Here is a 14,066-nt window from a genome sequence, read left to right as displayed (position 1 = left end):
AACGCCCAGGCGATGACCGCCCGGGCGTTTTTTGGGGGCGATGCGGTTTACGTGCTAGAGCTCATCGCTCCCGGTCCGGCCATGAATGTCATGGGGACTTAGATCTTGCCGACCAGGTCCAGGGACGGAGCCAGAGTGGCCTCGCCTTCTTTCCACTTGGCTGGGCACACTTCGCCCGGGTGAGCAGCAACGTACTGAGCAGCCTTGATCTTGCGCAGCAGCTCGGAAGCGTCACGGCCAACACCGCCGTCGTTCAGTTCAACGATTTTGATCTGACCTTCAGGGTTGATCACGAACGTGCCACGGTCAGCCAGACCTGCTTCTTCGATCAGAACGTCGAAGTTGCGGGAGATGGTCAGAGTTGGGTCGCCGATCATGGTGTACTGGATTTTGCCGATCGCTGGCGAGGTGTTGTGCCAGGCAGCGTGAGCAAAGTGGGTGTCGGTCGAAACGGAGTAGATTTCCACGCCCAGTTTCTGGAACGCGTCGTAGTTGTCAGCCAGGTCTTCCAGTTCGGTTGGGCAGACGAAGGTGAAGTCGGCTGGGTAGAAGAACACCACAGACCATTTGCCTTTGAGGTCAGCATCCGAAACGTCAACGAAAGAGCCGTTTTTGAAAGCGGTCGCTTTGAACGGTTTTACTTGGCTGTTAATGATAGGCATCGGGTGGATCTCCTTAGGGTTGGAAAATTGGGTGTGTCAAATCGATGGGGAGGATATTACTCACAATCACCTGCGATGGCTCATTGGCAAACCTCATGCTGGTGATTGGTTTTCGCTATAGAACCACTCTATTAATAGAAGAAATCAGTGACACCTTTTCGTGCCCGGCTTCTATCAAGACGAATGGCCCCGTCCTCCGCCGCCATAAACTCGCCCGTAGCCTAGCGAGTTCTTCCTGATGTGTTCAAGTCGCCAAGACATCCGGCCAAGAATCGCGCACAATAGTGCGCATTAATGGTATGTAACACTACATACGTAACGCGGTACGTTTCGACAGGAGCATTCATGGCGCGCAGCGGTATAAGCAAGGCAGAAGTTCAATCCGCAAGGCTGGCGTTGATTGCTCGCGGTGAAAATCCCAGTATCGACGCGGTACGTATCGAGATGGGCAATACCGGCTCCAAAACCACCATCCACCGCTTCATGCGCGAACTTGACGCAATTGACGTGGATGCCTCTCCCACACAGGTCGACGACGAGCTAATGAGCCTTGTCACTCGCCTGGCGGGTCGCCTGCGGGAACAGGCGCAGGAACACATCGAGGAGGTGCAGGTAAGGCTGGATGCCGAAAAGAAAGAACTGCAAGAGACGCTGCAACAGACCCAACGCCAACTGGCCGACCTGATCGACCGCCACGCCTTGCAAACCACCAAGCTGGGCACCCAGACGGCCACTTTGCTCAGCACGCAACAGGCATTGCAGACGGAGCAAAAACACAATGCGCGACTCACTCAAGCCGCCAAAGACGTGGAGTCTCGCCTGCAAGACAAGGACGAACAGATTCGTTCGCTGAAAGACCAGCATTTGCAGGCCCACACCCAATGCGCGCTGCTTCAGGAGCGGTTGAGTAACGCGACGAAGGAAAGCGACAAACTCCAGGAGCGACTGACCGAACGCGATCAACAGAACCGGGTACTGGAACTCATCTTGATCAAGACCGAAGTGGCACTGGAAAACCTGCGATCGGGACAGCCTGCGGTGCAATCCCCCAGCGAAAGCTAAGCGCCGTCCGACGGCGCTTCGATCAGACCGCGCACTCGCTGAGCCAGCTCGTCGATACTGAAGGGCTTGGTCAGCATGTCCATGCCACTCTCGAGAAAGTCTCCTCGCACCTGGGCATTGCGCGCATACCCCGTCATGAACAGCACGCGCAGGTCAGGCCGGTGCTGGCGGGCGATTTCTGCGAGCTGCCGCCCATTCATGCCCGGAAGCCCGACATCGGTCACCAACAGATCGATACGGCCAGACCCCAGCAGGATCGGCAACGCCGCCGCGCCGTCCGACGCCACGTCTACCGAGTAGCCGAGCTCGCGCAGCACGTCGACCACCAACATCCGCACATCCGGCTCGTCCTCGACGACCAGCACGCGCTCGCCCTGACTGGCCCGAGGCGGGGCCGGGTCTTCATTCGTTGGCACCTGTCGCTCATTCGCTTCGAAGTGACACGGCAGATACAGGTCGATGCGCGTGCCCTGGCCTTCAGCGCTATCGATCTGCACCTGGCCACCGGTCTGGTTGATAAAGCCGTACACCATCGACAACCCAAGGCCTGTGCCCTGACCGATGGGTTTGGTGGTGAAGAAAGGATCGAAAGCGCGGGCGATGACGTCGCTGGACATACCGGTGCCCGTGTCCTGCACGCTCAAGCGCACGTAATCACCCGGCGTGAGTGCATCGTGCAGCACGGCCACATGCACGACTTCAGTCTGGATCAGCAAACGGCCGCCGTCAGGCATGGCGTCGCGCGCATTGATCACCAGGTTCAGCAGTGCGTTTTCAAGCTGGTGCTCGTCGGTGTGGGTCAACCGCAGCGAGCTGTTCAGGTCGATTTCCAGCTCAATGCTTTCGCCAATCGTGCGCCGCAGCAACTCCTCCATGGACTCGACCATGTGATTGATGTCCACCGGGCGCGTATTCAGCGACTGGCGCCTTGCGAACGCCAACAGCCGATGGGTCAGCGAGGCCGCACGATTCGCCGAACTCGTCGCAGCCTCGATATAACGATCAATCTCCGACACCCGCCCGGCAGCGACTCGACGCCGAATCAGGTCCAATGCGCCCAGCACACCCGTGAGCATGTTGTTGAAGTCATGGGCAATGCCGCCCGTCAACTGCCCAATGGCGTCCATCTTTTGCGCGTGGCGTAACGCCTCTTCAGCCTGAGCACGCTCGGTGATCTCGATCTGCAAGCGCTCGTTGATTGCCGCCAGCTCGCGCGTCCGCTCCGCGACACGCCGCTCCAGGCTTTCATTGAGCTCACGCAGCGCATCCTCTGCCTTGACCTGTGCGGTAATGTCGGTGCTGGTACCCAGCCAATAAGTGATACCGCCCTGCTCATCCCGAATGGGCAGTGCTCGGCACAGGAACCAACGATACAGACCGTCTTTGCCGCGCAACGGGAACGTGTCTTCCCAGATCGATCCGGTGGCAAAGCAACGGCGCATCCGGGAATCCACACGCTCCAGATGATCGGGGTGATGAAGTGATCGCCAACCCAACGCCATCATCGCTTCATGGGACGTGCCCGTGTAGCTGTACCAGCGCGCGTTGTACCAGTAAATCCGACCGACAGGATCGGCAATCCACGCCAACTGACTCATGTTGTCCGCGAGCGTGCGGAACTGCCGCTCACTCTCGTGCAACGCTTTTTCGATGGCGGGCGACTGCTGATCGGTCGGTTGATCGTCAGGCGCAGAGGGATTCAAGGGCATGGATGCCGAAAAACTCTTGCTGGTCAAAAAGTGGGTCCGTCCTTCAGAAACAAGTGCTCAACCGGTCCTCATCCATGAGGCCGGGCGACATCGGCGCAATGACGCCCGGTGTCAGCGTGTCGCGGTACGCATGGTGACGAACTCTTCGGCCGCCGTCGGATGAACGCCAATGGTGTCGTCGAAAATCTGCTTGGTCGCGCCAGCCTTGAGCGCAATCGCCAGGCTCTGGATGATCTCACCGGCATCCGGGCCGACCATGTGGCAACCCAGTACGCGATCGGTCTGGGTGTCGACCACCAGTTTCATCAGCGTGCGCTCTTGATTGCTCGTGAGCGACAGCTTCATGGGCCTGAAACGGCTTTCGAAAACCTGCACCTCGTGGCCCGCTTTTTTAGCCTCTTCCTCGGTGAGCCCGACGGTGCCAATGTTGGGCAGGCTGAACACTGCGGTGGGGATGTGGTTGTAATCCACGGCACGGTACTGTTCAGGCTTGAATAGACGTCTAGCGACCGCCATGCCCTCTGCCAGCGCGACCGGTGTCAGCTGAACCCGGCCAATCACGTCGCCTACCGCGATGATCGACGGCTCAGTGGTCTGATAATGCTCATCGACCTTGACGAAGCCTTTGTCGTCGAGCTCGACGTTGACGGTTTCCATGCCGAGGTTGTCCAGCATCGGACGGCGTCCGGTGGCATAGAACACGCAATCGGTATTGAAGCTGCTGCCGTCGTTCAGCGTCAGCTGCAAGGTGCCGTCCGCAAGCTTCTCGATTGCATCGATTTCGGTCTTGAAGCAGATGTCCATGCCGCGTTTGGCCAGCTCCTCGTGCAGGTGCGTGCGCACACTGCCGTCAAAACCGCGCAGGAACAATTCACCGCGGTACATCAGCGTGACGTCGGCGCCGAGACCATTGAAGATCGAGGCAAATTCAACGGCAATGTAACCACCGCCCACCACCACGACACGCTTGGGCATCTGTTCGAGGAAAAACACTTCGTTGGAGGTAATGGCGTGTTCGCGGCCTGGGATATCCGGCGTCTGCGGCCAGCCACCGGTCGCGATCATGATGTGTTCGGCGGTGTGGACCTGGCCGTTGATTTCGACTTCGTGCGGGCCGCGCAACTTCGCATGCCCTTCCATCAGGGTCACGCCGCTGTTGGCCAGCAGATTGCGATACACACCATTCAGGCGATGGATTTCGTGATTCTTGTTGGCGATCAGGGTCGGCCAATCGAACTCGGCCTCACCGCTGGTCCAGCCAAACCCCTTGGCCTGTTCGAAGTCTTCGGAGAAATGCGCACCGTAGACCAGCAACTTCTTCGGCACACAACCGACGTTGACACACGTCCCCCCCAGATAACGGCTTTCGGCGACCGCCACACGGGCACCGAAGCCTGCGGAAAAACGTGCAGCGCGAACACCACCGGAACCGGCGCCGATCACAAACAGGTCGAAGTCGTAGCTCATTTCTTTCTCCTAGGCAGGAGGGCTAGCATAACCGCTCCAGCGCGCTCGGCAAGGTCTGTAGGACAGAAACGACAAAGCCACCCGAAGGTGGCCTTGTTTGCAGTACAGCTGTCGGTCAAATCACCGACACTGCCAAATCACTGAGTGGATTTGCCGGTCTTGTAGAAGTGCTCGAAGCAGAAATTGGTCGCTTCAACGTAGCCTTCAGCGCCGCCGCAGTCGAAACGCTGGCCTTTGAATTTGTAAGCCAGCACGTTGCCTTCAGCCGCCTGTTTCATCAAGGCGTCGGTGATCTGGATTTCGCCACCCTTGCCCGGCTCGGTGTTTTCGATTTTTTCGAAAATGTCTGGTGTCAGGATGTAGCGACCAATGATCGCCAGGTTCGACGGTGCGTCTTCCGGCTTTGGCTTCTCGACCATATCAGTCACACGGAACAGACCTGGCTTGATCTCTTCACCGGCGATCACACCGTACTTGTTGGTTTCGTTCGGGTCGACTTCCTGGATCGCGACGATCGAGCACTTGTATTGCTTGTGCAGCTTGACCATCTGGGCCAGAACGCCTTCGCCTTCCAGGTTCACACACAGGTCGTCCGCCAACACCACGGCGAACGGCTCGTTGCCGATCAGCGGGCGGCCGCTGAGGATTGCGTGACCCAGGCCTTTCATTTCGGTCTGACGAGTGTAGGAAAAGCTGCACTCGTCGATCAGACGACGGATACCGACCAGGTATTTTTCTTTGTCGGTGCCTTTGATCTGGTGTTCCAGTTCATAGCTGATGTCGAAATGGTCTTCCAGCGCGCGCTTGCCGCGACCGGTGACGATGGAAATTTCATTCAAACCCGCAGCAAGTGCTTCTTCCACGCCGTACTGGATCAGTGGCTTGTTGACAACTGCCAGCATCTCTTTAGGCATGGCTTTGGTCGCTGGCAAAAAGCGAGTGCCGTAACCGGCTGCAGGGAACAAGCATTTCTTGATCATATAAGTCCTTGATGGGGCTGGGGGTGTTGCGGCGCAGTCTAATCAGGCGGCGATCACGTTACAATGCCTGCCACTGGCCGTTCGCTGCCATGGTAGAGGAATAGTTGCGAAGATAGTTCCGCACCTTTCCGGATATTACGACCACCGAACATCAACAAACAGCCAATGGCTGCTCGCAAACGTTTTACCGTTGAAGGGTCGTTCGATGTCCGTCCTGTCATTCGCATGAGGGCATCCATCCCCCTCAAAACCACCGCCTCATGACAGGATCAAGCGTAGCCCGCTTCGCTGGTTTGCGTAGGAAAATAATGCCATTGCACCGTATCATGACGGCCTGAATCACTAATCGAGATGGATCGATGTCGGAAGTCAAAACTGTAAACGGGTACCAGATCAAGAAACTGCAGGATGGCAAATGGTGGCTTGTCGGCCACGACCAGGAAGCCGTCGCGGGCCCCTTCGACAGCGAAAGCAGCGCTGTGGAAGTCGCCGCCGTGTTCGAGGACACACCTGCTCCGCGTCGTCGCAGCGACAAATAGTTTGCTTGCGGCCTGCCGCTCAGGCCACGCAAGCAGGCCTGAGCGGCGTTCAAGCATGAAAATTTGTTTGGATGATGCCGGAACGATGGCACAGCCTGTCAGTCTCACAAAAGCTGTTTATTGAACCCGGCCCTCATCGCGAAGCATTAGAAATGATCAAGAACCTGTCCATCCTTGTTGTACTGGGCCTGACCGGCTGCGCAACTGCACAAGACACCTACCTCAAAGACGGCAAACAAGCCCTGAGCATCGACTGCTCCGGCGAAGCCATGTCCTGGGCCGCCTGTTATGAAAAGGCCGATGCCTCATGCGCGGGAACTGGCTACAACATCGTCAGCACCAACGGCACGCCGCAACCCAAAGACGCCGACAGGACGCTGGGTGTCGATGTCGGCAACTACAAGACGCGCACCGTCCTCGTGGTGTGCAAATAGCCTGAGCTGATCGAGCAGTCAATCCAAGGGGCATCATGCCCCTGAAATGCAGGCGGTCACCGCGTGCTGTATATCCTTGGGCCTGAGCGGGTTGTTGCCACCGCTTTCGAACAGCTTGATTGAACTGCCCCCTGAGCGTTTCTCGACATCCACAATCGCGGTCGGCGTCTCGCTGGAGAATTTCTGCGGGACGATGATGCGCAATCCCTCGTGATGGGCCTCGATCTGCGGAGGCTTGCGACTGTCACTGATTCTTGCGATGAAGCACTCGGAGTATTCCTGAGGGTTCTTGCCCGACATCACACTCATGGTCGGTGGCGTGTGCTCGATATCTGCCACCGAAGCACAACCGGTCATCGCCAGGGCCAGAACAACAACAGCCAGTTTCATACAATCCCTCCAGTAAAGGTGCTACGACAAGCCGGAGCTCGATAAAGTCCGTGCTCGTCTCACTTTTTTTGCCGCTAATCCCACGATAACAATGCGCCTGCGAACAATGCCAGCGCGCACCGTGCTATCGTTTCGGGTTTTCGAGAATGCCCTGTCTCCGGAGACACCCATGAAATTCGTACACCAGCGCGAGCACCTCAACGAAGACGACATGGTCGTCATCGAGTGCTCCCAGCTCTGCAACATACGCCTGATGAGCGACGCGAATTTCCGCAGTTTCAAAAACGGCGGGCGCCATACCTATCACGGCGGCGCATTTGATCGCTTCCCGGCCAAGATCGCGGTGCCCAGCACCGGCTTCTGGAACATCACCATCGATACCGCCGGGCGCAAGCTGGACACAAACGGCGGTCGCAAAACGACGTTCACGCATTCGATCAAAATCGTACGCCGTACTTCATCGCGCCTGAGCTGATCGTCGTGTGCATTAAACACCGCAAGGCGTGAAAGCTTTGTCGCTGCACGCTCCTCCATCCGCTTTTCAAGGAACACAACGTGACTGCATCTGCCCCTGTCGTCAAATATGCCATCAGCTACAAGCTCAATGGTGAACGCCGCTTCGAGTTTGCTCTGTTGCAATCGCCTTCTGCCGAAGAAGCCCTGGCTGCGCTGCAAAAAATGCACAGCGGCAGCGATGATGTGATCAGCGATGTCAAAGTCAGCAAGGCACTCTGACACTCTCTGCAACCGGTAACGCCGCGATGATGCAACGCAAAGGCACGACACCCGCTACCCTCGACCTGTTTGCCGACGACGACACGCCGCAACCTTCGGCGTCCGAACAAATAGGCCCTCGCTCCTTTGTGTTTCGCGGCTTCGCCCTGCCCTTCATTGATCGCTTGCTGCCCGCTCTGGAGTCAGTGCTCACCCGCGCGCCCTTCCGCAACATGGTCACGCCCGGGGGCCACACGATGTCGGTGGGGCTGAGCAGTTGCGGGCAGTTTGGCTGGATCACCGATCGCAGCGGCTATCAGTACACCCGCATCGATCCACAGACAGGACAGCCCTGGCCCGAGATGCCTGAGGTGTTCATTGAGCTGGCGCGCTCGGCCGCCGACGCTGCGGGTTTCGCCGATTTTCTCCCGGACGCCTGCCTGATCAACCGCTACATTCCGGGCGCAAAAATGTCGTTGCATCAGGACAAAGACGAGCTTGGGTATGAATGGCCGGTGGTGTCGATTTCACTCGGCATCCCGGCCATGTTCCTTTTTGGCGGGCAGGCCCGCACCGACGCCACTCAACGGGTGCCGCTGTTTCACGGCGACGTAGTGGTCTGGGGCGGCGAAGACCGCCTGAGGTTTCACGGCGTGATGCCGGTCAGACAGGCCGAGCACCCGCAACTGGGTGAGCAGCGCATCAATTTTACGTTCCGCAAGGCGCGTTGAACGTCGCGAGCAAGCTCACGTCTGCAGGCTGACGTCGCGTCAGGTTGTTACGACGTCTGCCGCAGCCCGCGTCTTGACCGGGCACACCACCCGATGCAGGTTCAACGCCGTATTGATGATACCGATATGGCTGAACGCTTGCGGGAAGTTGCCCAGCATGCGGCGTGCGCGCGGGTCGTACTGTTCGGCGAGCAGGCCGACGTCATTGCACAGACCGCACAGTCGATCAAACAAGTCGCTCGCCTCCTGATCGCGGCCCTGCAGCACGTACACATCCGCCAGCCAGAACGAGCAGACCAGGAACGTGCCTTCGCTGCCCGACACACCATCGGTGCTGCGTTCACTGTCATAGCGCAGCAGCAAGCCATCCTGCATAAGCGACCGCTCGATTTGCGCCACGGTGCCGCTGACCCGAGGATCGTCCACTGGCAGGAATCCGGTCAGCGCGATCTGCAACAGGCTGGCATCGAGTTCCTTGCCACCGTAGGTCTGCACGAAGCTGCCCAGTTGCGCATCAAACCCTTTGCTGCAGACGTCGGCATGGATTTCGTCAGCGATCTTGCGGTAATGCAGGCCTCGCTCGCGCTCTTCCGGATGATCACTTTGCGCCAGCACACCGGCGTTGCGATCAAACGAAACCCACGCCATGACCTTGGAGTGAGTAAAGTGCCGAGGCTCGGAACGAATTTCCCAGATACCCGCATCCGGCAGGTGCCAGACGTTCTCCAGGAACGGCATGATGACTTTCTGGATTTCCGTGCTGCGCGGCAGGCGGGGCAAGCCGCTTTTCAGGGCCTGAGTCATGGCATCAGCCACTTCCCCGTACACGTCCAGTTGCATCTGCGTGGCCGCCGCGTTGCCGATCCGCACCGGGCGCGAACCTTCATAGCCACTCAACCATGGCAGCTGGTACTCCGGCAAACGCCGCTCGCCGCCCAGGCCATACATGATCTGAACCTGCTCCGGGTTCCCCGCCACCGACCGCAACAGCCAGTTGCGCCAGGCCGTCGCCTCCTCGTAGTAGCCCAGGTTCATGAACGCCAGCAGCGTCATGGTCGCATCCCGCAACCAGCAGAACCGGTAATCCCAATTGCGCTCACCACCCAGTTGTTCGGGCAATGAAGTGGTGACCGCCGCGACGATGCCGCCGGTAGGCGCATAGGTCATGGCCTTCAGGGTAATCAGCGAGCGCTTCACCTGATCAGTCCATGGCCCGACATCCGGGCAGCGATCCGAAAATTCTCGCCAGAAAGCCTCAGTCTGCTTCAACGCCTGCTCGATATCGAACGACTCGCGCACCGGCTCATGGGAGGCTTGCCACGCCAGCGCAAAACCGAAGCGCTGCCCCGCCGTGACGGTAAAACGACTTTCCGTGTGATGATCGAGTGGGTGCAGTTCGGCAGGCGTTCGCAGCACCAGCATCTCGGGACCTGCCACGGCGGTCATGGTGTGAGGGTCTCGCTTTTCGACCCACGGCACTGTACTGCCATAATCAAAACGGATCGCCAGATCCATCGTGAAATCGACTGTCCCCGTCACCCCCACCACCACGCGTACAACGCTGCTCTCCGTTTCCATCGGCATGAAGTCGATCAGCATCGCCTGACCGGTGTCGGTGGTGAACAGGGTTTCAAGAATCAGCGTGCCATCGCGATAGCTGCGCCGTGACTGGCATCCGGGCTCAGTGGGCGCGATTTTCCAGCGACCGTTGTCGCTGTCGCCCAGCAGGGCTGCAAAGCAGGCAGGTGCGTCGAAACGCGGAAAACACAACCAGTCCAGCGACCCGTCGCGGGCCACCAGCGCCGCCGTCCGGCAGTTGCCGAGCAGCGCATACTCTTCAATCAATACAGCCATGGGGCAATGTTCCCTCTTGGTGTACGCGACCATCGGTCACAGCAAGCCGCTGTGCCGACGACTTCGGTCGCGAAGAAACCGGAGAACCGGCGGGCGTGAGCGTCATCATGAATGCCGACGCTCCACTGCCAGGCAGCGAAACGTGGCGGCCCTCGCGAGCACCCTCACGCCCACAGGTCATTCGGGGCCTGCCGTCAGCGCGGCAGGATGTAGCGCTCGATGGCCGTTGCCAGTCCGTCCTCGACATTGCTGCCGGTGACGTAGTTGGCCTGGCTCTTGACCGCCGTTTCCGCCTGCCCCATCGCGATCGACAACCCGGCACGCAGGAACATCGCCACATCGTTTCCTGCATCACCAATGGCCGCCGTGTGCGCCAGCGCCACGCCCAATTCCTCGGACAAGGTTTCCAGCGCCGTGCCTTTGTTGGCATCGAGCGCGGTGACGTCCAGGTAATAGGACTGCGAGCGGGCCGCACGCGCCGTGTCCGCGATCAGCGGGTTGAGCTGGACTTCAAGCCGCTTGAGCAGCTCGAAATCCTTGCTGGCGGCAACGATCTTGTCGATGCGATCGAGGTAGCCATCGAAATGCTCGACCTGAACAAAGTCGTACCCCAGCGTGTTGCGCTCATGCTCGACGTAATCCCCTTGCGGGTCGAGCAACAGCCACTGATCGTCGGCGAACACCCACACCGACACCCGCTCTGCGGCGAACAACTCAAGGCTGGTCCGTGCCGCTTCGGGCGCAATACGGTGAGCCTTGAGCAGGCTGCCATCGGGCCTGATGATGTTGGCGCCGTTGAACGCCACCGTCGGCAGATCGATGCCCAAGGCTTCGATCTGCTGACGCATGGCCCTCGGTGGACGGCTGCTGGCGATGGTGAAATGGATGCCGGATTCGCGCAATTGACGCACGGCGTCGATGTTGGCCTGACTCAGGCTGTGATCGGGCCGCAGCAACGTGCCATCGATGTCCGACAACAGGAAACGGAGGGGTTGCGTGGAATCACTCATCCGAGTCGCTGCCAACTGCGACCGTCACGCGCCAGCAGTTCATCGGCGCCTGACGGGCCGTCTTCACCGGCGTTATACATCTCGACGTGCGGATCCTTGGCCCATGCATCAATGAACCGTTGCACCGCACGCCAGCCGTTTTCGATGTTGTCGGCGCGCTGGAACAGGGTCTGGTCTCCGGTCAGACAGTCGTAAATCAGGGTTTCATACCCGGTCGACGGCTGCATCTCGAAGAAGTCCTTGTAGGCGAAACCCAGCTCGATGGTCTGCATGTCGAGGGTTGGCCCCGGCTTTTTGGCCTGCAGGTCGAACCACATGCCTTCGTCAGGCTGGATCTGGATCTTGAGGAAGTTAGGTTCCACCCGATCCACGTCCGTGTCACGGAACTGGGCATACGGCGCAGGTTTGAAGCAGATCGCAATCTCGGTATCCCGCACACTCATGCGCTTGCCGGTGCGAAGATAGAACGGCACGCCGACCCAGCGCCAGTTGTCGATCATGACCTTGAGCGCCACGTAGGTTTCCGTGTTGCTCTGAGGGTCAACCCGATCTTCCTGACGGTAGCCCGGCACGCTCTTGTCACCGACCGTGCTCTCGCTGTACTGACCGCGCACCGAGTTGGCCAATGCCTCCATCTCCGACCACGGCCGGATCGCACCGACCACCTTGGCCTTCTCGCCCCGCACCGCGTCGGCGCCAAAGGCTGCCGGCGGTTCCATGGCAACCATGGCCAGCAGCTGGAACAGGTGATTGGGCACCATGTCCCGCAGCGCGCCGGTGGTTTCATAGAAACTGCCGCGGGTTTCGACGCCCACGGTTTCAGCCGCAGTGATCTGCACATGATCGATGTAGTGATTGTTCCAGAACGACTCGAACAGGCCGTTGGAGAAACGGCTGACCAGAATGTTCTGAACCGTTTCTTTGCCCAGATAATGGTCGATCCGGTAGATCTGCTTCTCGCTCATCACCTTCAGCAAGCAGTTGTTCAGCGCGACTGCACTGGGCAGGTCGTGGCCGAACGGTTTCTCGATCACCACGCGACGGAAATAGTCGTCGCCCTCGACCATCAGCCCCGAGGAGCCGAGCCGTTTGGTCACTTCACTGAAGAAACGCGGCGCGGTCGCCAGGTAGAACACCGCATTTTGCGTGCCGGTGCTCTTGATCTTCGCGTCGATGTCTGAGTAGGTGCCATCGTCGAGAAAATCGCCTGTGATGTAGGTGATCCGTTTGGCAAGGCTGCCCCACAGCGCCGGGTCCAAAGGCTCTTCTCCACCTTGGGCGACCTTGTTGGCCGCCTCTTGACGAATGAAGTCCTCAAGCTTTTTGGCGAAATCGGCGTCGCTGACGGTGTTGTGGTCAACGCCGACGATGTGCAGGTTCTCGCCAACCAGTCCGTCACGGAACAGGTTGTAGAGCGCCGGCATCAACAGCCGTTTGACCAGGTCGCCATGGGCGCCGAACAGGAAGAGCGTGGTCGCCGGAGCGACCGGAGCCTTTTGCTTGCTGCGGGATAAACCCATTATTTTGGTTCCTTATGACCACCAAAACCGAAACGCATGGCGGACAGCATTTTGTCGCCGTACGTGCTTTGTTGACGGGAGCGGAAGCGGGCAAACAGCGAAGTCGACAGCACCGGAACCGGTACCGCCTGCTCCATGGCGGCTTCGATGGTCCAGCGGCCTTCACCGCTGTCGGCCACGGAGCCGGAGTACGCATTCAGTTGCGGGTCGGTTGCCAGTGCGTCGGCAGTCAGGTCCAGCAGCCAGGACGAGACCACGCTGCCACGACGCCACACCTCGGCGATGTCGCCCAGGTTCAAATCAAAGCGTTGTTCGGCCGGCAGGTTGTCCGAGTTCTTGGTCTTCAGAATGTCGAAGCCCTCTGCGAAGGCCTGCATCATTCCGTATTCGATGCCGTTGTGGATCATCTTCACGAAGTGCCCTGCACCCGGAGGGCCGGCGTGGATGTAGCCGTGCTCGGCACGCGGATCGGCATCCTTCGCACGGTCCTTGGTGCGCGGGATGTTACCGATGCCAGGCGCGAGGGTCTTGAACAGCGGGTCCAGGCGATCAACCACCTCGGTCTCGCCGCCGATCATCATGCAATAACCGCGCTCCAGGCCCCAGACGCCGCCGGAGGTGCCGACATCGACGTAATGCAGACCTTTTTCCTTCAGCGCGATGGAACGACGAACGTCGTCTTTGTAGAAGGTGTTGCCACCGTCGATGATCACGTCATCTTTATCGAGCAGGTCGGCAAGCACATTGATGGTGTCTTCGGTTGGAGCGCCAGCAGGCAACATCACCCAGACGGCTCGCGGCTTTTCCAGTGCGGCGACCAGTGACTTGAGGTCATTGGCTGGCGTCGAACCTTCGTTGGCGAGCACGGTGCGAGACTGCTCATCGCGATCATAGACCACAGTGGTGTGGCCATTGAGCATCAGTCGACGTGCGATGTTGCCGCCCATGCGGCCTAGTCCAACAATCCCGAGTTGCATGTAGAGGTGCTCCTTAA

The 14,066-nt window shown here is 59.1% G+C and carries 14 protein-coding genes and 2 pseudogenes; 6 read left to right on the top strand and 10 right to left on the bottom strand.

Translation table 11 applies throughout. The annotated features are described in order from the left end of the window. Positions 1-98 precede the first annotated feature (98 nt). Positions 99-662: an alkyl hydroperoxide reductase subunit C gene (ahpC, locus tag ABDX87_RS26800; RefSeq protein WP_062381274.1), complete on the bottom strand. Its 564-nt coding sequence runs from the start codon at positions 660-662 to the stop codon at positions 99-101. A 345-nt stretch (positions 663-1,007) separates the two neighbouring features. Between ahpC and ABDX87_RS26795 the strand changes: the two genes are divergently transcribed. Beyond that, a complete protein-coding gene (locus ABDX87_RS26795; RefSeq protein ID WP_346830605.1) occupies positions 1,008-1,724 on the top strand; it encodes a DNA-binding protein in 717 nt (238 codons plus the stop codon). Here ABDX87_RS26795 and ABDX87_RS26790 read toward each other — a convergent pair. From ABDX87_RS26790 to galU, 4 genes and pseudogenes are all read right to left on the bottom strand, one after another. After that, positions 1,721-2,029 (bottom strand): annotated as a pseudogene (locus ABDX87_RS26790) (response regulator); the annotation flags it as partial. The gene ABDX87_RS26795 and the pseudogene ABDX87_RS26790 sit on opposite strands and share 4 nt — an antisense overlap. A 135-nt stretch (positions 2,030-2,164) precedes the next feature. After that, positions 2,165-3,460 (bottom strand): annotated as a pseudogene (locus ABDX87_RS26785) (ATP-binding protein); the annotation flags it as partial. A gap of 84 nt (positions 3,461-3,544) precedes the next feature. Then, positions 3,545-4,900: a glutathione-disulfide reductase gene (gene gorA / locus ABDX87_RS26780; RefSeq protein ID WP_346830604.1), complete on the bottom strand. Its 1,356-nt coding sequence runs from the start codon at positions 4,898-4,900 to the stop codon at positions 3,545-3,547. Between the two features lie 137 nt (positions 4,901-5,037). After that, positions 5,038-5,880, bottom strand: a complete 843-nt coding sequence (gene galU / locus ABDX87_RS26775) for a UTP--glucose-1-phosphate uridylyltransferase GalU (protein ID WP_346830603.1) — start codon at positions 5,878-5,880, stop codon at positions 5,038-5,040. Between the two features lie 359 nt (positions 5,881-6,239). Here galU and ABDX87_RS26770 point away from each other — a divergent pair, with 359 nt between their 5' ends. Both ABDX87_RS26770 and ABDX87_RS26765 read left to right on the top strand, forming a co-directional pair. Next, positions 6,240-6,419 carry a hypothetical protein gene (locus ABDX87_RS26770; RefSeq protein WP_074750312.1) on the top strand — a complete coding sequence of 60 codons (180 nt, stop codon included), beginning with the start codon at positions 6,240-6,242 and terminating at the stop codon, positions 6,417-6,419. A 152-nt stretch (positions 6,420-6,571) separates the two neighbouring features. Further along, on the top strand, positions 6,572-6,853 hold the full coding sequence (locus tag ABDX87_RS26765) for a hypothetical protein (protein WP_346830602.1): 282 nt from the start codon (positions 6,572-6,574) through the stop codon (positions 6,851-6,853). Positions 6,854-6,886: 33 nt separating this feature from the next. Here ABDX87_RS26765 and ABDX87_RS26760 read toward each other — a convergent pair whose 3' ends face one another. Further along, positions 6,887-7,243 carry a hypothetical protein gene (locus tag ABDX87_RS26760; protein ID WP_346830601.1) on the bottom strand — a complete coding sequence of 119 codons (357 nt, stop codon included), beginning with the start codon at positions 7,241-7,243 and terminating at the stop codon, positions 6,887-6,889. 169 nt (positions 7,244-7,412) lie between these two features. Between ABDX87_RS26760 and ABDX87_RS26755 the strand changes: the two genes are divergently transcribed. The 3 genes from ABDX87_RS26755 (at position 7,413) to alkB (ending at position 8,688) form a co-directional block, all read left to right on the top strand. Continuing rightward, a complete protein-coding gene (locus tag ABDX87_RS26755; protein ID WP_346830600.1) occupies positions 7,413-7,718 on the top strand; it encodes a DUF1883 domain-containing protein in 306 nt (101 codons plus the stop codon). An 80-nt stretch (positions 7,719-7,798) separates the two neighbouring features. Beyond that, a complete protein-coding gene (locus ABDX87_RS26750; RefSeq protein WP_074750304.1) occupies positions 7,799-7,978 on the top strand; it encodes a hypothetical protein in 180 nt (59 codons plus the stop codon). Between the two features lie 29 nt (positions 7,979-8,007). Continuing rightward, positions 8,008-8,688: a DNA oxidative demethylase AlkB gene (gene alkB / locus ABDX87_RS26745; protein WP_346833626.1), complete on the top strand. Its 681-nt coding sequence runs from the start codon at positions 8,008-8,010 to the stop codon at positions 8,686-8,688. 39 nt (positions 8,689-8,727) lie between these two features. On the opposite strand, the gene ABDX87_RS26740 is transcribed toward alkB, so the two are convergent. From ABDX87_RS26740 to gnd, 4 genes are all read right to left on the bottom strand, one after another. Beyond that, positions 8,728-10,542 carry a glycoside hydrolase family 15 protein gene (locus ABDX87_RS26740; protein ID WP_346830599.1) on the bottom strand — a complete coding sequence of 605 codons (1,815 nt, stop codon included), beginning with the start codon at positions 10,540-10,542 and terminating at the stop codon, positions 8,728-8,730. A 194-nt stretch (positions 10,543-10,736) separates the two neighbouring features. Further along, the gene (locus ABDX87_RS26735; protein ID WP_346830598.1) at positions 10,737-11,552 is read right to left on the bottom strand and encodes an HAD family hydrolase; all 816 of its coding nucleotides are present in this window, start codon (positions 11,550-11,552) and stop codon (positions 10,737-10,739) included. Next, positions 11,549-13,072 carry a glucose-6-phosphate dehydrogenase gene (gene zwf, locus ABDX87_RS26730; protein WP_346830597.1) on the bottom strand — a complete coding sequence of 508 codons (1,524 nt, stop codon included), beginning with the start codon at positions 13,070-13,072 and terminating at the stop codon, positions 11,549-11,551. Before zwf ends, ABDX87_RS26735 begins: the two co-directional genes overlap by 4 nt. Then, a complete protein-coding gene (gene gnd, locus ABDX87_RS26725; RefSeq protein WP_431061185.1) occupies positions 13,072-14,049 on the bottom strand; it encodes a phosphogluconate dehydrogenase (NAD(+)-dependent, decarboxylating) in 978 nt (325 codons plus the stop codon). The genes zwf and gnd overlap by 1 nt, the downstream gene beginning before the upstream one ends. Between the last annotated feature and the right edge of the window lie 17 nt (positions 14,050-14,066).

It is taken from the genome of Pseudomonas abietaniphila, assembly GCF_039697315.1.
Taxonomy (GTDB): Bacteria; Pseudomonadota; Gammaproteobacteria; order Pseudomonadales; family Pseudomonadaceae; genus Aquipseudomonas; species Aquipseudomonas abietaniphila_B.
Note: the sequence above shows the minus strand (reverse complement) of the source record. Positions and strands in the feature narration are given on the sequence as shown.